Origin of the sequence: Methanonatronarchaeum thermophilum, assembly GCF_002153915.1 — an archaeon.
Classification (GTDB): Archaea; Halobacteriota; Methanonatronarchaeia; order Methanonatronarchaeales; family Methanonatronarchaeaceae; genus Methanonatronarchaeum; species Methanonatronarchaeum thermophilum.
The window spans coordinates 348,953-365,000 of record NZ_MRZU01000004.1 but is presented as its reverse complement, the minus strand read 5'-3'; the positions used below and the strand labels follow the sequence as shown (position 1 = coordinate 365,000).

The 16,048-nt window shown below is 35.6% G+C and carries 17 protein-coding genes (1 of these 17 only partly in view); 8 read left to right on the top strand and 9 right to left on the bottom strand.

Annotation, left to right across the window (positions count from 1 at the left end; translation table 11 throughout):
• Positions 1-522, top strand: partial view of a DUF2284 domain-containing protein gene (locus AMET1_RS06760; RefSeq protein WP_161490815.1) — the 3' portion only. It extends 12 nt beyond the left edge of the window; the window shows 522 of its 534 coding nt (coding positions 13-534); the start codon falls outside the window, past its left edge; its stop codon occupies positions 520-522.
• Positions 523-660: 138 nt separating this feature from the next.
• Here the strand turns inward: AMET1_RS06760 and AMET1_RS06755 are convergent, their stop codons facing one another.
• From AMET1_RS06755 to AMET1_RS06715, 8 genes are all read right to left on the bottom strand, one after another.
• Positions 661-1,020 carry a DUF4870 domain-containing protein gene (locus AMET1_RS06755; RefSeq protein WP_086637718.1) on the bottom strand — a complete coding sequence of 120 codons (360 nt, stop codon included), beginning with the start codon at positions 1,018-1,020 and terminating at the stop codon, positions 661-663.
• Between the two features lie 1,090 nt (positions 1,021-2,110).
• Positions 2,111-2,494 (bottom strand): hypothetical protein, encoded by a 384-nt coding sequence (locus AMET1_RS06750; RefSeq protein WP_086637717.1) that lies wholly within the window; start codon positions 2,492-2,494, stop codon positions 2,111-2,113.
• Between the two features lie 633 nt (positions 2,495-3,127).
• Positions 3,128-3,673, bottom strand: a complete 546-nt coding sequence (locus AMET1_RS06740) for a cysteine hydrolase family protein (protein ID WP_201721311.1) — start codon at positions 3,671-3,673, stop codon at positions 3,128-3,130.
• Between the two features lie 194 nt (positions 3,674-3,867).
• Positions 3,868-5,595, bottom strand: coding sequence for a PAS domain S-box protein (locus tag AMET1_RS06735; protein WP_086637715.1), 1,728 nt, complete (start codon positions 5,593-5,595; stop codon positions 3,868-3,870).
• Positions 5,596-5,881: 286 nt separating this feature from the next.
• Positions 5,882-6,136: a winged helix-turn-helix domain-containing protein gene (locus tag AMET1_RS06730; protein WP_086637714.1), complete on the bottom strand. Its 255-nt coding sequence runs from the start codon at positions 6,134-6,136 to the stop codon at positions 5,882-5,884.
• Positions 6,137-6,366: 230 nt separating this feature from the next.
• Positions 6,367-6,753: a pyrimidine dimer DNA glycosylase/endonuclease V gene (locus tag AMET1_RS08020; RefSeq protein ID WP_236629477.1), complete on the bottom strand. Its 387-nt coding sequence runs from the start codon at positions 6,751-6,753 to the stop codon at positions 6,367-6,369.
• 98 nt (positions 6,754-6,851) lie between these two features.
• A complete protein-coding gene (locus AMET1_RS06720) occupies positions 6,852-7,361 on the bottom strand; it encodes a DUF5828 family protein (protein ID WP_086637713.1) in 510 nt (169 codons plus the stop codon).
• Positions 7,362-8,177: 816 nt separating this feature from the next.
• Positions 8,178-8,633 (bottom strand): hypothetical protein, encoded by a 456-nt coding sequence (locus AMET1_RS06715; RefSeq protein ID WP_143406887.1) that lies wholly within the window; start codon positions 8,631-8,633, stop codon positions 8,178-8,180.
• Positions 8,634-8,742: 109 nt separating this feature from the next.
• Between AMET1_RS06715 and AMET1_RS06710 the strand changes: the two genes are divergently transcribed.
• The 4 genes from AMET1_RS06710 (at position 8,743) to AMET1_RS06695 (ending at position 11,785) form a co-directional block, all read left to right on the top strand.
• Positions 8,743-8,952 (top strand): carboxymuconolactone decarboxylase family protein, encoded by a 210-nt coding sequence (locus AMET1_RS06710; RefSeq protein ID WP_086637711.1) that lies wholly within the window; start codon positions 8,743-8,745, stop codon positions 8,950-8,952.
• Positions 8,953-8,983: 31 nt separating this feature from the next.
• Positions 8,984-9,745, top strand: a complete 762-nt coding sequence (locus AMET1_RS06705; protein ID WP_086637710.1) for a carbon-nitrogen hydrolase family protein — start codon at positions 8,984-8,986, stop codon at positions 9,743-9,745.
• A gap of 207 nt (positions 9,746-9,952) precedes the next feature.
• Positions 9,953-10,435, top strand: coding sequence for a hypothetical protein (locus tag AMET1_RS06700; protein WP_143406886.1), 483 nt, complete (start codon positions 9,953-9,955; stop codon positions 10,433-10,435).
• A 267-nt stretch (positions 10,436-10,702) separates the two neighbouring features.
• The gene (locus AMET1_RS06695) at positions 10,703-11,785 is read left to right on the top strand and encodes a S16 family serine protease (protein WP_086637708.1); all 1,083 of its coding nucleotides are present in this window, start codon (positions 10,703-10,705) and stop codon (positions 11,783-11,785) included.
• A gap of 108 nt (positions 11,786-11,893) precedes the next feature.
• On the opposite strand, the gene AMET1_RS06690 is transcribed toward AMET1_RS06695, so the two are convergent.
• The gene (locus AMET1_RS06690; RefSeq protein WP_086637707.1) at positions 11,894-12,538 is read right to left on the bottom strand and encodes a DUF2284 domain-containing protein; all 645 of its coding nucleotides are present in this window, start codon (positions 12,536-12,538) and stop codon (positions 11,894-11,896) included.
• A 295-nt stretch (positions 12,539-12,833) separates the two neighbouring features.
• Between AMET1_RS06690 and ftsZ the strand changes: the two genes are divergently transcribed.
• The 3 genes from ftsZ (at position 12,834) to AMET1_RS06675 (ending at position 15,917) form a co-directional block, all read left to right on the top strand.
• On the top strand, positions 12,834-13,910 hold the full coding sequence (ftsZ, locus tag AMET1_RS06685; protein ID WP_086637706.1) for a cell division protein FtsZ: 1,077 nt from the start codon (positions 12,834-12,836) through the stop codon (positions 13,908-13,910).
• Positions 13,911-14,340: 430 nt separating this feature from the next.
• Positions 14,341-15,396 carry a putative sulfate/molybdate transporter gene (locus AMET1_RS06680; protein WP_269088006.1) on the top strand — a complete coding sequence of 352 codons (1,056 nt, stop codon included), beginning with the start codon at positions 14,341-14,343 and terminating at the stop codon, positions 15,394-15,396.
• 296 nt (positions 15,397-15,692) lie between these two features.
• Positions 15,693-15,917 (top strand): hypothetical protein, encoded by a 225-nt coding sequence (locus AMET1_RS06675; RefSeq protein ID WP_143406885.1) that lies wholly within the window; start codon positions 15,693-15,695, stop codon positions 15,915-15,917.
• Positions 15,918-16,048 lie beyond the last annotated feature (131 nt).

Below are 16,048 nucleotides of genomic sequence, written 5' to 3'. Positions count from 1 at the left end.
GAAATAACAAAAATACTCCACGAAAAAGGCTACAACAACTACAAATGGATCAACCCAAAAGAAATCGAAGTCCGCGAATGGGTCCGAATAAAATGCCGAAACTGTCCAAACTACGGAACAGCAGCACACTGCCCACCACACACCCCAACAACAAAAACAACAAAAAAATTCCTTAACGAATACAACAAAGCAATACTACTCCACATACCAAAAAAACTAGAAAACCCCAAAAACCACTCAAAATGGACAAACAAAATCAACCAACAACTAATAGAAATAGAAAACACACTATTCCTAAAAAACTACTACAAAGCATACACACTATTCATAGGACCATGCAAACAATGCAAACAATGCACAGCAAACCCAAAAACCTGCAGACACCCCAAAAAAGCCAGACCAACACCAGAAGCAATGGGAATAGACGTCTACCAAACAATACAAAAAACAAACTACCCAATAAAAACACTAACAAACTACAACCAAACAATAAACCAATACACATTCATACTAATAGAATAAAAAACAAACCAACAAAACCAGGAAATAAAAAACAAACTCAATAAACCACACCCACCAATCTATGAAAACAAAAACAACAACTACAAAAACATCCAACACAAACACAAAAAAAATAAAAGAAAAAAAAGAGAGTGAAAATCAGAGCAGTTTTTCTGCAAGTCCTGCGGCACCAGGTATCTCTGTTTTATTACCCTTATACGCTGTAAACATCAAATACAGCCATAATAAAATCGCTAATAGCCATACCACAATGCCTAACAACCACAATATAAAGGTTATAATGCCTAGGCCAATAAGCCCTAACACCGTCGACACAACACTAAGCAAGATAAATAAAACTAAGATAGCTCCGAAAACTACAGTAGATTGAGCTGCATGAAACCTGACAAACCTATTGTCCTTCTCCATCACCAACAAAATTATCCCCGTAAGAAAACCAAATAAGTAGGCCAAAGCTCCTGCAATGTTTTCATCCAAACCAATACTAGTTTCTTCCATATTCAATCAACTCCTATACTCATCACAAAATTCCAAAGTTATTCAAACACCACCATTTTCAATATCAATTTCACTATATCCCTCATACATCACCTGACATAACAGTTATCCCCAGTTCAAAGGCGTCACCAACTGCATAAACACAATATACCGTTTTCTAAACCAGAGGTTATAACATCTCAGCCATAACCTAATAATTCATCATCATACCAATCAACTATTTTATCAACCTCCTAATCTGTAAAAACCAATAAACAGGTCAAAACAGATAAAAACTACTTTTACTACTTTATAATGTAAATCATAGCGTTATAAAGTTAATGAAAAAATAAATCACCCAAACAACAAAAAAACATAAAAACAGGGAAAAACATAACCAAAAGCAAAATCAACAAAATTAACACATATCTTATTCATTCTAATAATATATCTCAATTTTCTCGTAAATCTGGTTTTTAGATATCAGGATCAATTTAAGGATATCCTGGTTAAAAGATAACTCAGTGAGCTTTTATCACAAACCCCTATCTGTTAATTTTTTTCTAAAGCTTTGTTTTATACTATTACTCTTAGTTCATCGAGTATTCAATACTTAAATGAAAGAAGAGGGTTTTGATTGTATAAAGGTTTAAATTAAATGATTATAGGGTTTTTATCCATCTATAACGTTTTTAAAACCTTTTTTTAACGAAATGAAAAACCTATTATTATATTCGTTCCACCCTCTCACTTTCCTAAGTATTATAGCTTGTTTTTTAGATAACTGGTTTACCATGTGATAAGATCCATATATGGTGGTTTGTATAGTGTTTTTTATTTTTTTTATATAGAGGGGTTTTTTTGGAAAAATTTTTTGTTTTTCAGTTGTTGGTTGTTTTTGTATATTTGTGGTTTTTTGTGTTATTAGTTTTATTTTGTTTGTTTGGTTGTTTTTTTCGTGTTGATTGTTTTTTTATGTTATAGATATATCTAGATGTATCTAGATGGTGGTGTTGTATCTATAGATGCATCTATTTTTATCTAGGTAGATGGTGGGGTGTTTTGGGTGTATCTAGTTAGGTATCTATGTTGGTTTTTTAGGTGGTGTTTTTTATTGTATTTGTGTTTCCCACCATTCGGCCATGTCTGTGAGGTCGTTGGAGAACTGTTTTGAGGGGTGGTATTCGCCTTTACGGAGTTCTATGAGGCCTGCTGCTATTAGTTGGTTTCTCATGTTGTAGAAGCTGGATCTTGATATTTGCCATTTTTCTATGTAGTCTTTCCATTCTTGGGTTTTTATTGGGTTTCCTTCTTGTTTTCGGTCTATTACGTCGTTTAGGAATTGTTTTGCTCGTTTGGTGTTTTTTCTGCTTCTGAATATGCGTTTGCAGAGTTCTAGCATTGGGTCTCTTGATAGTGTTATGTGGTCTTTTTTTCTTTTTTTGATTAGTATGGTTGTTGTGCCTTTTTTGGCTTCTTTGGCTTTTCTGGGCATATATAAAGTTACATGTTTGTTGGAATAAATATGTTTTTGTTGTAGGGGTTTGGGGTTTTGATTGTTTTTTTGTGTTGAAGGGGACCCACATACAACAGAAACCCCATATTCTGAACAAAGTTGGAACAAACTTGTTAGGAAAAACCAGGAAAACCAGGCCAAAACAACAACTATTCCAACAAACCCCATAACAACCATTTTTTCCAAACAAAACAACCAAAAAAACCGAACAAAAACCACAAGAACACCCCCTCTATATATAAAAAATAAAAACCCTGGAGATAGCGATTTTATACACACGACCCTAAGGGTAAAAGGGGTACAAACACCCAAACTCGCCACCCAAAAAACACTACAAAACAACAACCCTAAACACAAAAAAAAATACAACAACACAAAAACACATATAACAAAAAACATACAAAAAAACACAACAAAAGCACAAAAAAACAACCAAACAAAAACATATAATAAAAAACATACAAAAAACCATATATAAAAAAACAAATTCAAAAACAACCAAAAAAATCAAAAACCCAACAACAAAAACACTACTCAAAAAATAAACAGAAAAACAAAAAAAGAAAACTAGAAAAAAATAATATAGTTAGAGAAGTGAGAGAGTTAACCGAATCAACACTCAGTCACCTCTGCCCCAAGGACCTCAGACATCTGTTGAAGAGAAAACTCATGCGCCTCTTGATCCGGTGAGGCAACAAGATCCGAACAAACAGTAACAGAATATCCTCTCTGAACCGCATCAGCTACCGTATACAACACACAGATATTAGTGAGAATACCGGTCACAACAAGATCATTTACATGGTTTTCTCTTAGAGTGAGGTCGAGGTCTGTTCCAAAAAAGGCTGAAAACCTTCTTTTAGGCACTACAATGTCTTCTTCACGTTTATCAAGTTCATCGAGAACTTCAGAACCCTCAGTATTTTTAACGCAATGTTCTGGAAAGACATCGAACTCCGGATCCTCCTCCCGATGCCTATCACATACAAATATAATCATGTCTCCTTGAGAACGAGCCTCGTCCAATAGGTTGTTTATATCACTAACAAGGTCCCTGGCTTGTTCAACTTCAAGTGGAGCTCCCTCTAAAATGAAATCTTTAAGCATATCGATAACTAAAACTGCCCTCATAATACAAAATAATACATAAAGAATCATAAAATACTTACCTCCAACTCAAAAAAGTGAGATACCTAACTAAAAATAAAAGTAAAAATAAAGGCTAAAAAAAGAAAATAGGTGAAGGGTGAATATTCTTAAAGATGTGGTTGGCTGAATGTATGGTGTGGTGTTTATCTGGAGAATTTGGGGTTTGTGTGAGGGTTTTGTAGTTTAATAGGGTTGGTTTGGTTTTAGGTAGTTTTTGTGGTTTTTTGTAGTTGTATTTCGAATTTGGCTCCTCCGAGTTTTGAATCTTTTACTTGTATGTTTCCTCCGTATGTTTCTATGAGTGTTTTTACTAGGAATAGGCCTAGGCCTGTTCCTTTTTTTGGGTTGGTTGTGTATCCTTTTTGTAGTACGTTGTTTTTTTGGTCGTTTGGTATGCCTTTGCCGTTGTCTTCGATGATGCAGGTTGTTGTGTTTTTTGTTGTTTTGAGGTGTATTTGGATTTTGTTTGCTTTGGAGTGTTTTACGGCGTTTTCTAGGATGTTGTAGAGTGCTCGGTCGAGTATGGGGCTGGCTTTTACTAGTTGTGTTTTTTGTGTTGGTTGGTGTTTTATTTTGATTTTTTTCGTTTCGGCGACTGGTTGTATTAGGTTTATTGATTTTTGTATTGCGGTGTTTAGGTTTATGGGTTTTATTTCTTCTTTTTGTGCTTTTCGTAGTGTTCTGACTTTTTCTATGATTTCGGTTGCTTCTTCTGCTGCTTTTTTGGTTTTTTCGATGTATTCTTCGGCTTCTTTGGGTATGTTGAGGTTGTTGAGTAGTTGGCTGTATCCGTGGATTATTTGGATTTTGTTTTGGACGTCGTGTCTTAGTAGTGAGTGGATGAATTCTTCTCTTTTTTTGGCTTTTTTTAGGTCTGTTATGTCGGTTAGTACTCCTTGGACTCCTATGATTTCTCCGTTTTTGGTTGCGGGTCGTGCTTGTGTTCTTACCCATCGGATTTCTCCGTTTTTGGTTATGAATCGGTAGTCTGTGGGTTCTGCTTCTCCGGATAGTGCTTTTTGGAAGTGTTTTATTCGTCCTTTTACGTCTTGTGGGTGGACTAGGTCTATATAGTTTTTTTGTTTTAGTTCTTGGATGGTGTATCCGGTGATTTCTTCGGCGTTGGGTGAGACGTATTTTATTTGGGCTTTTGTGTCTAGAATGTAGATTACTTCATTTAGGTTTTCTATCATTGATTGGTATCTTGGTTTGCCTTTTTTGATTTCGCTGATATCGGTTACTTCGGATAGTATTGCTGGTTTTCCGTTGTATTTTATGTTGGTGAGGTTTAGTTGTATCCATATGTATTTTTTGTCTTTGTTTAGGAACCGGAGTTCGTATTTGTCTTGGAGTTGATCGAACTGGTTTTTCAATGCTTTTTGTTTGGCTTTTTTTATTTTCTCTCTGTGTTCTGGGTGTATAAGTTTGAAATAGTTAGATTTTTTTAGTTCTTCTCGGGTATAGCCTGTGATTTTTAGTAATGCATTGTTTACAAATTTCAGTTCGTTGTTTTGGAATATGCATATTCCATTGTTGGAGGCTTTTTTTATTATCTCGTATTTTTCTTTTATTTCTTGTATTAAGGTTGTATTGAAAGCGGTTTTAACCACTCCATTGATATCTCCTTCATTGTTTTTGATTGGTGTTGCTTGCACTATCCAGGAACTATCTTCATCAACCATCGATAGTTCTCGTTTTTCTACTTCTTCTGTTTTTAGTGCTTTACTTACCGGACATTCTTTGCATGGTTTAGCGTTATCCATCCAGGTTTTATGGCATTCCTTGTTTTTAATGTCGGATAGTTTTAAGCCAAATTCTTTGTGGTATTCTTCATTCGCCCAAACGAGCTGTTGGTCTGTGTTATAGTATGAAATAAGTTTTTTTAACTTAAAGTCTTTAGAAATTTCTTGTTTGGGCGTATTCGGCTCCATATATAGAAAAAAGAGAATATTAATATATTAAAATTGGTTATGATTATCAAAAATAATAATAGTGATTAATTTAAAATAAATAAAAAAAATAAAGGGTTAGGGATGTCCCCAACCCGTCTAATCTCTGCATCAAATGTAGAAAGTTTTGTTTGTATATGGAGAAGATTTCTGTCCAGCTTTAAGTTGTGTTGTTGTATTTTTTTTGTGTTTAGGGTTGTTTTTATTTGATTTCTGTATTTAAAAGGCGTTCAGTTTGGTTTGTGTTTGTCGTGGTTTTTGGTTTTTATTATGTTATTGTTTTTTTGAATGTTTTGGTGATTTGTCGGAGGTTTTTTAGTAGGTTTTTTCCTTCTCCAGTTATGTAGTATTCATTGTTTTTTTCTTGGATGAACTGGTTTTCTGTTAGGTAGCCGAAGTGGTTGTTAAATGGTTTCCAGCTCATGTTTACGTTGTGCATTATGGTTGTTTTTTTGATTGGCTGGTTTTGGTTTAGTGATTCGAGTATACAGAGGTATATTTCCCATTCGCTTCTTTTTCTCATTTTTCTATAAAATTTTTTTTCGAGAACAATACTTGGTGTTTCAGAAATTGGGGTTTGTGTTTGGGTTGATGTATTTGTTGGATGTTGTATTTAGATACCACCTCCACTATATATCTTAAATACTAACTTTAGATACTACACTATATTATGTGTGGATAACATATTAAGCATGTAAGTATCAATGTAACATTACTTAACGATATCAATAAAAAATAGTTTGAAATTGATGTTCATCGTGTGTTCTCTGAGTTGAGGATTTTTTCTCTACATTTTCCATTAGGCCTACAGGCTTGAGGTCTATCTATCAAGTCTTTTCTGGATTTCTCTATGTTAACTTCTGCTTCTATAACCTCTTTAGGTATGTATTCAAGGGTTGGAACTTCCTCTATAGGTGAGTTATGATTTTTCAGGTAGCCCACCAATTGTTCATGACGAGTTTTCAATGATTTTAATTCAATGTAGCCATCTCTAGCAAGAGCTTTTATGTTATTGCGATGTCTTTCAAAACCTTTGTATCCGGGTTTTGTTCTCTCTATAGATCCCATTAATGCATGTAGTTCTCGATGTTCACCTAAGATATGCTGTATACACATATGCTCCGGGTTTATCATCCACATTCTCAATGATATACACTCCTTTTAGAGGGGGAAAATATTTTCTATAATGTAGCCTGTTGATCCTGTTTTTTTAGGGTTTGGGTGTAGTACTGATATGTTTATTTTTTGTTTTTATCTTTGTTTTCTTTGAGCATTTCTTTTTTTAGTTTTTTACGGGCTTTTTCGTCGTTTACAGCTATTTCCATTTCGTATTGGTTCCGTTTTTCCTTTATGTTGGATTCAACCTTTTTGTTTTTGAAGAATAGTGGGTTGAATCTTGCGATGATATGTTTGTAGATATTTTTTTCTATTGGCCTGATTGTTTGGAATATGTCTTTTGTTCCATTTTTCACATCACCGTTCTTGATCTCTTCAACCCCCTCTCTAGCTTTTTCTTGGATTTCTCCATTTTCCTCAACCTTAGTATGTTTGGTTAAACTGTTCTGAATAGTTCTCTCTTTAACATCCTCAATATCTTCGTTTTCATGTGGCTTCCACCTCTCAAATTGCCTTACTCTCTCCTCCCCTAGATGTTCTTTCAATACTATACAGGCTTTTTCAGACTCAACCGTTACCTCATGCCATTCACCAGAAATCTTGATACCAAGAAAGGTTTCCTTTTCATCCATAAAATAAAATAACCTCACAAACTAGAAATATAACTCACATCATTATCGTTAGATTCAGATAAAAACCAGATGGTTTCTCATGCCCTCCATAAACTCTTTACCTACATTAAACTTTAATATCTAATAATTAGTCGATTTCTATTGTGTTTTTTTATAAAAATTTACATAATATATCCATTAAAAGAAAAAAAGACTGGAAAACCTTTAGCTATATATCTTACCGTTTTTAAAGAAATTACTCCAATTGAGGTTTAAGAAAAAACCGGTGTTTCATAGGTCTGAAGTAAATAAAGACCCAAATTTGAGGCGAAGTTGACTGGAAAAGCTAGAAGTTTACCGGGTTTTAAATTGTTAGAATACCTCTCGAAGCTTGTATAGACTCGAAAAATTAGGCTATAAAGTAAATTTAAGGAGCAAAACGACCCATACATAAACGAATACCCATACGAGAACCCAAGTGGAATCAAAGTAAGTGGTATCAAAGTAATGACATATTTTTATATCCATGAACGAACTCCAGTGTTATAGAAGCGATTAAACTATAAAATGAAATATATCATGTTATGTCCTGTTACCTTGGTAAGTTCAATCCCAATTTAATTTGAAGCCCTAGTTGGTGAGTTGATAGGGAGAGAATTAACTATTAAGAAAATTATCAAAACGAGATCAAATAAAAAAACGGTGAATAAAGCAATAACCAACGTAATTGACTTTATAGAGCCATATTACGGATAGTAGTAAAAGCCAAACTAGAAAACATACAGGCAATAACATAAACTAAAAAACAAAAATAAAAAAAGGTTTAGGGAGAAATGGTTAGACGAATATCTTCCATTCCCCTTCATCTTCGACAAGAACATGGGTGAATACAGCCTCTTCACCATCAAGCGTTAATGTCACCTCTACAACCGCGAACTCATCGTCTTCCTCAGCGAGACCCGCTTCTTCTAAAGCCATCTCAATGTACTCTTCGATTTCTTTAGGATCTTCAAACATACTCAATACCACTTGTTCTTCAGCAATCTCCTCAACCGATTTCTCTTCAACCTCTACATCTTCTATATCCCACAGGCCAATGAAATCTACAAACAATATCTGTAATGGAGAGTTTTCATGTAAGGCTTCTTCGATCGCTTCCTCATCCTCCATCTCAATTGCGTTGTAGAAATCCTCAACCGTTTGTTCAGGACTGTCCAAACAACCCATTGTCGAAGCAACAGAGCCAATCAAAAAAACAATCAACACAAAAACAAACAACCGCTTTCTATCCATAAAACCACTCAATACAATAATAGCAGCTAAATATACTTTTAGTTGGTGTATTAAATTCAATTAATTAGGTTTATATCTAATCATTAAGTTAACCTAATAGTAGATATCCATGTCCGAATTAAATGAAAGAGAACTTGAATTAGTTGCAATAGGTGCCTCAATAGGGAGTAACTGTGCCCCATGCATCGAACACCACACCAAAAAAGCATTAGAAGCTGGTTTAACCAAACAAGAAATCAAATCAGCAATCCAGTTATCTAAAAAAATAAAAGAAGTAAGTGGAAAACACGTAACAGAAACTGCAGAAAAACAACTCTAAAAACCTAACAACTAACATGGTATGATTAATTATGGAGATCACAGTTGGCTTAATCCAAATGGATATAAAAACAGGTAAGAAACTGAAAAACATAGAAACAGTGAAAAAACTAGTTGGTGATTTAGGAGACATAGATATAGTCTGCCTACCTGAATACTTCACAACAGGCAGCGTTCCAAAACAATTCAAAAATCTAGCAGAACCAATACCAGGAGAAACATCTAAAAAACTCACTAAACTCGCAAAAAAACACAACACACACATATGCGGTTCCTACATCGAAAAACACCAAGAAAAACTCTACAACACATCCATCTACATACAACCAAACGGAACCCTAACCAAATACCGAAAAACCCATCTATTCATCGATGAAAAAAAAGTAATCACACCAGGCAACAAAGAACCACCAGTAATCAAAACCAAATACGGTAAAATCGGATTAATAATATGTTATGACGCAATCTTCCCAGAAATAACCCGAAAACTACAGAAAAAAAACGCAGACCTAATCCTAATCCCAAGCAACTGGCCAAACCCATTCAAACCAGCATGGGAAACAGCAACAAGCGCACGAGCACTAGACAACCAACTCTGGACAATAGCAGTAAACAGAACCGGTAGTTGCGGCCAATTCACATACTTCGGAAACAGCAAAACCACCAACCCATACGGCAAAACAACACTACAACTAAAAAACAAACAAACAACCGCAAAAACAAAAATAGACACAAACAAAACAAAAGAATTCAAATCAATAATAGACTTCCAAAAAGACCTCAACATAAAATAAAAATTGGAAAACTTAAACCCAAACCTCTAAATAAAAGCCAATTAAAAACAGATAACCAACAATAATACCGACAAAAAATCAATAACCCTCCACAAAAACGTTATCCAATGTCTAACTAACTATTTCAAAGTTAAAAAAGTAATTGATGACTTTAAATATTGGTAAATATTAAATAACATAATCTATCATAACATACATTTGATTAATATGAAGAAATTTTTAGTTCTTTTATTGGTTCTGGCTTTAACATTAGGTGTTGCAACAGCCGGATGCCTAAATGGATACGATGAACTTGATTATGAAGATTTTGAATTTACAGATGAAAATTATGAGGAAACGGTGGACCCTGAATTTGGTCCTGAAGAAACAATATATATGAGCTTTGTTGCATATGGTTTTGAAGCCGATGAAGACCAATACATAGAGTATTCAATGTATATGACCATCGAAAACCCTGATGGAGAAATTTATGACGGAATCGATGAATACAGGTTCTGGGACGAACAACGAGACCACATCGGGGGAGATTGGGGTGAAGTAGAATTACAAGCAACAGCAGGCCCTGAATACGAAGACATGCCATTCGAAACATGGGATGAAGGGGAAAACACAATTACATTCAAAATAATCGACCACATCGGAGATAAAGACCTAGAGTTCACTAAAACATTCACCGTAACTAATACATAAAGCAATAGAAACTGAATAAATAGGGGTTTATAACAACCCCTCAAGCATTTTTATTTATATTACTCAGTTGTTTTCTTTCTCACAAATGTTAACGCTGAGAGATATCAAGGATCTGATTCTGTCTTTAAAAGTTAAGGTGGTTGTAATGTCACTTATTTCTTAGTTAGACTATTTATATAGCCTTAAGAATTTAATCCTGGATTAGAATTATATATCTTGAAAAACTTTAATTCAGGTAGATTAGTTATCTATTAATGGAGCTATATTATGAGGTCTTCTGCAAAGATTATTGTTGGTTTATTGGTTGTGGTTTCTCTCGGTTTAGCAGGGTTTTCAGGAATTATGTATTTAGATGCGGAGCAGTATAAGGATGATTATCAATCTCTATCTGAGGATTATGAAGGTTTGTTAGATGAGGTTGAGAGCTTAGATTCCAACTACTATTACTTGACTTATTCGGAGGAGGATGGTTTTGTTAGGGATCTAGATGTTTCAGTGGCTAGTGGTGATGGAGCTATCCACTACAATGTTGAGAACACGGTTTTTGAGTTGGATACCCAAGGGTCTTCTCAGGAAGCACGTGAAATAGCTGATCTACATACCAATTTGGATTTAAAAGCGGATTATGATGTCTATCTCGAGTTTGATCCTAAAGATGAAGTTATCAATCTAGGTGGACCTAGTGCTGGAGCAGCTCAAACTCTCGCCATGATTTCAGCAGCCAATGAACAACCGATAAACAATGATGTGGTGATTACTGGAACTATAGAGATGGATGGTAGTATCGGTGTGGTTAGTGGTATTGAAGAAAAAGCTGAAGCTGCAGAAGAACTGGGTTTCGAAACAGTGTTGGTGCCTGAAGGTCAGTCTGTTCATGTGCCTGGTATCGAGGTTGTTGAAGTCGGCCACATAGAGGAAGCTATGGAGTTTGTTGGATTAGAAACTGAAGACGTTGTTTATCCAGAACTTGAGTTAGAGGTTGGCGACTTCTCTTTTGTAACCGAAGTTTGGGATTATCAAGATTATGAAAGCCATCCAGGGGTTTATGACCCTGATGAAATGGTTGAACTGTACTTTGAAATAGAAGGATTCGGATTGGATAGAGACGGGTTTGCAGAATACGAGCAGTACATAACAATTGTCTGGCCAGATGGAGATCCAGATCCATATTACGATGATTATCAGATGTTCGATGATAGTTTAGAGGGTGTGCAGACAATATGGTTCACAAATATACTTGAAGCTCCAGCTGATGGTTGGATGGAGGGGGAACATGAAGTGATTATCGAGGTTGTTGACCCTGTTGAGGATAACAAAGTAACTTTCAGTGAAACGTTCATAGTGGAGTGAACAGAAATATATAAAAGTAGTAATTGATAGGTATTTAGGAGGGGTTTTTTAGGTTCCCTCCTTTTTTATTATTTTATTGTTTTGATAGTTATGTTCGGGTTTGTTGTTTTATTCGATTAGTAGGAGGCCGTATAGGTCGATTGGTTGTTCTGTTGTTGTTAGTATTTCTGGTTTGTATCCTGCGTTTTTAGCTGTTTTTATTACGTCTATTCCGCTTCCTTCCATTGGTGGGCGCATTGTTTCTGGGTTTCTGCAGTGTTTTTTCGATATTGGTTCTTCTAGTTGTTTTTCTTCTATTATGCATTCGTTGCATAGTGAGCAGGGTAGTCCTACGAATGAGAAGGCTTTGTAGAATCCGTGTATGAAGGCTTCTCTTTCTAGTTTTGGCATTGTTTCGTATACGTTTTTGACTCCTGGGTAGAAGTAGTGGTGTAGGTGTTTTGGGTTTGGTTTTCCTTCTCCCATGACTTCGCTGTAGCAGGTTGGTTGTCCTTCTTGTAGGTATTCTGGGTCGATTTCTATGTCTTGGAATCTGAATAGGTATGCGGTGGTGTATTCTTCTAGTACGGATTTTGTTTTTTCTGGTGTTGGTGTGTGTGGTGGGCATGAATAGTGTTTGCCGTATGCTTTGCATCCATATTTGCATTTCCATCGTACCCAGTTAGCTACAACTACTTTGCTTGGGTCTATAGGTTTGAAATCACTATGTATTTCTTTAAAGATATCTTCTAGACTACTAATTTCTAAACTCATTTTCTACATCTCGATAGGTTTTTTATGGGTATTTGTTAACTAGATATAATATACAGTTATATAAACAAATTCAGGTTGGTTTGGTTGGTTTTTATGGGTATTTGTTGGGTGGTTGTTTTGTGTTTTTGGCTTTGTTTTTGGTTGTTTTTGTTTTTTAGGTGGTGTGGGTTGGTTTTTGGTTGTTTTTGGGGGGTACCCAAAGGTATTTAATGTGTAAATTGTAAAGTAGTTATTAGCAATCTTATTGAGGTTTGTATTGGAGGATTGTAATTAAGATTTGGAGGGGATGGATAGTATGGATTCCTTAATTAATCAAGCAAAGGAACACAGTACGGAAGAAGCTAGTTTTAGAGATCAGAATATAGAAGAGTTTGAAGAGTTTGGTAAACCCCAGATTGTCGTTGTTGGTTGTGGGGGTGCTGGAAACAACACTATAAACCGTCTATACAGGATTGGGGTTGAAGGTGCTGAAACGATAGCGATAAACACTGATAAACAACATCTAGATATGATTAAAGCGGATAAAAGGATTTTGGTTGGTAAATCTTTAACAAAAGGTTTGGGAGCCGGTGGATATCCAGAACTAGGTGAGAAAGCTGCAGAAACCGCTCGTGGAACACTTGAAGATGTTCTTGAGGGTGCCGACCTCGTTTTCATCACCGCGGGAATGGGTGGTGGAACAGGAACAGGTGTGTCACCAGTTGTTGCAGAAGTTGCAAAAGACCAAGGAGCAATAGTTGTAGGGATGGTAAGCACACCATTCAACGTAGAGAGAGCACGACTTAAAAAAGCCGAAAGAGGTCTAGAACGACTAAGACAAGAAGCAGATACAGCAATCGTATTGGACAACAACCGGCTACTAGATTACGTACCGGATCTACCGATAAAACAAGCATTTAGTGTGATGGATCAACTAATAGCAGAAACAGTCAAGGGGTTATCAGAAACAATAACACAGCCATCACTGATCAACCTAGATTACGCCGATGTAAAAACAATCATGAGTTGTGGAGGAGTTGCAGTAATGCTCATCGGTGAAACAGGAGAAGAAGACAAATCAGGTTCAGTAGTAAGAGAAGCACTCAACCACCCACTACTCGATGTAGACTACGAAGGAGCAACAGGCTGCCTTGTACACATAACAGGTGGTTCCGACCTAACACTAAAAGAAAGCGAAAACGTAGCCCAAGAACTAACATACGAACTAGACTCAAACTCAAACGTCATTTGGGGTGCAAGAATCAACGAAAACTACGACGGAAAGGTAAGGGTAATGGCCATAATGACAGGTGTGAACAGCAGTCAAGTAATGACCGGAAGCAGAACCTGTCAAACAGAACAACCAAACCTAACAATAGACCGAATCAAATAAAACACACAAAAAACCAGTTCCAAAACAGACAACAACCCCATAAAACAGACAACATAGTTTACACACCAAAACTAAAAAACAATAATTAGAAATCAGGCCCCTCCAAAAAAACTAGAAAACCAACCACTCAAACATCCCTCTTTCCTATTTTTTTAGAGAACTAGGTTGCACTATCCAACCCAGATAAAGATAATTAGTATAGGGTTTTCAATGGATTTTGGTTTTTTTTATGTTTCGTGGTGTTTAGAGGTCTTGTGGTTAAGTTTAATTGTTTTGTTATGTTTTGAATGGGAAAAGATTTTTTTGTAATAGGTATAACACCTTTTTAGGGTTTTTCTTACCTGGTTTAGGTTGTATTTGATTTAATCTGGGTTGAGTTGTGTTTTTTGGTGGGTGATTTGTTTTTAGGTTTTCTGTTGGAAAGGGTCGGATTAGGTTTGATAGGGATGAGGTTACTGGTGCTGTTGGGGATGCTATAACAACTCTTCCGATTGTTGTAGCTTTGGCTCTTATGACTGATATCTCTCTTCCTCATGTTTTGTTTGTTTTTGCTGTTTTTCAGGTTGTTTGGGGTGTTTGGTATGGGTTTCCGGTTTCGGTTGAACCTATGAAGGCTTTAGCGGCGTTGGCGATCGCTGGAACTATTGGTTATGGTGAGCTAGCTGTTGCAGGTCTTTTGTTAGGTGTTATTTTATTGGTTGTTGGGGTTACTAATACTTTAGAGAAAACTCGGAAGTGGATTGGGGAGCCTGTTATCAGAGGTGTTCAGTTTGCTGTTGGTCTATTATTGTTTGAAACCGGGCTTGAATTAACTATTGCAGACCCAGGTTTTGCTGTTGTTGGGATAGTTATTGTTTTGGTTCTTGGTGTTTTAGGTTTTAAACAAGTTACCGCTATCACGATATTGGTATTAGGTATTTTAACCGCTCTGTATTTAACTGGGTTTCCTTCACCACAACTACCTGGATTGCCAGATATTCCTGCTCTAACCGATTCATTTACATGGAGTATGGCAGAGGGTGTTTTCGCTCAGTTTGCTATGACGATTGGAAATGCAGCTCTAGCAACATCACTGATGTTACAGGATTTCTATAAAGCCGATATCTCACCAGACCAACTATCCAGTAGTATGGGGGTTATGAATCTCACCAGTATTCCCTTAGGCGGTATACCTATGTGTCACGGATGTGACGGTGTCGCTGGAAAATACAAGTTTGGAGCAGAAACAGGAGGCACAAACATAATAATAGGTTTGTTCTACTTGATAGCAGGTTTCTTTATAACGTCAACATTGTTACAAGCATTTCCAATAGCAATACTTGGGGTTTTACTACTCATCATCGCCTTCACATTAGGAAAAAACATACTAAAATCAACAGACTATAAAATCCCAATATTAATTGGAGCACTAACGATATTAACAAACCTCGGAATAGCATTTATTATAGGAATAATCACACACCTAACACTAAAAAAATTAACCTAAAAACCTAACAAAAAATTTCAAATGCCTAAACAAACCTACTTATAAAACCCTAAAAACATCGGATAACTCCATCAATGGATGTAAATCCACTTTAATCACTCGGTTTTCCTTCCACTTTTTATGGACGGGGTTTTATCTATTAGGTAATATAGGTAGTTTCGATAGATTCCTCTAAAGATAAGCTGTAATTATAGTATAGAGTTGAGGTATGAAATCATTCTTAATGAAAAATGGGTTTAACTTTGAGTTAAATAAATACAGGTGTATCTATCTAAGTTATAGAGGTGGTTGAATTGTTGCGAAAAATGGTAGGGTTGTTTAATCGTTTTCCAGAAAACTTGATAATAACTGGTTTTTTATTGGTAATTGTTTCTTTAATAACCTCGGTAGCGGTTGGAGCTCCTATTTTATCTAGTTTTGAATATAGTGTATCAGGAATTGCTTCAACTATATTTGTAGTGGGTATGCTTTTAATATTGATTTCTATTCCAATAGTAATCGCTAAAAAAGCAGAAAAATAAATCCCATTTAAAACTTTACATTATTTTATTTTTTTCGAGTTTTTTGTGTTTTTTTTGGTTTTGGTTTTACTGGTTTTTTGTTTTTAGGTGGTGGTGAGGGGTTTTTGTGGAAAATTATTTATCTATTTGTT

Coding starts and splice junctions, on each gene's coding strand:
- AMET1_RS06755 (WP_086637718.1), bottom strand. CDS start 1,020: ATGGAAGAAACTAGTATTGGTTTGGATGAAAACATTGCAGGAGCTTTG.
- AMET1_RS06750 (WP_086637717.1), bottom strand. CDS start 2,494: ATGCCCAGAAAAGCCAAAGAAGCCAAAAAAGGCACAACAACCATACTA.
- AMET1_RS06740 (WP_201721311.1), bottom strand. CDS start 3,673: ATGATTCTTTATGTATTATTTTGTATTATGAGGGCAGTTTTAGTTATC.
- AMET1_RS06735 (WP_086637715.1), bottom strand. CDS start 5,595: ATGGAGCCGAATACGCCCAAACAAGAAATTTCTAAAGACTTTAAGTTA.
- AMET1_RS06730 (WP_086637714.1), bottom strand. CDS start 6,136: ATGAGAAAAAGAAGCGAATGGGAAATATACCTCTGTATACTCGAATCA.
- AMET1_RS08020 (WP_236629477.1), bottom strand. CDS start 6,753: ATGTGGATGATAAACCCGGAGCATATGTGTATACAGCATATCTTAGGT.
- AMET1_RS06720 (WP_086637713.1), bottom strand. CDS start 7,361: ATGGATGAAAAGGAAACCTTTCTTGGTATCAAGATTTCTGGTGAATGG.
- AMET1_RS06715 (WP_143406887.1), bottom strand. CDS start 8,633: ATGGATAGAAAGCGGTTGTTTGTTTTTGTGTTGATTGTTTTTTTGATT.
- AMET1_RS06710 (WP_086637711.1), top strand. CDS start 8,743: ATGTCCGAATTAAATGAAAGAGAACTTGAATTAGTTGCAATAGGTGCC.
- AMET1_RS06705 (WP_086637710.1), top strand. CDS start 8,984: ATGGAGATCACAGTTGGCTTAATCCAAATGGATATAAAAACAGGTAAG.
- AMET1_RS06700 (WP_143406886.1), top strand. CDS start 9,953: ATGAAGAAATTTTTAGTTCTTTTATTGGTTCTGGCTTTAACATTAGGT.
- AMET1_RS06695 (WP_086637708.1), top strand. CDS start 10,703: ATGAGGTCTTCTGCAAAGATTATTGTTGGTTTATTGGTTGTGGTTTCT.
- AMET1_RS06690 (WP_086637707.1), bottom strand. CDS start 12,538: ATGAGTTTAGAAATTAGTAGTCTAGAAGATATCTTTAAAGAAATACAT.
- ftsZ (WP_086637706.1), top strand. CDS start 12,834: ATGGATTCCTTAATTAATCAAGCAAAGGAACACAGTACGGAAGAAGCT.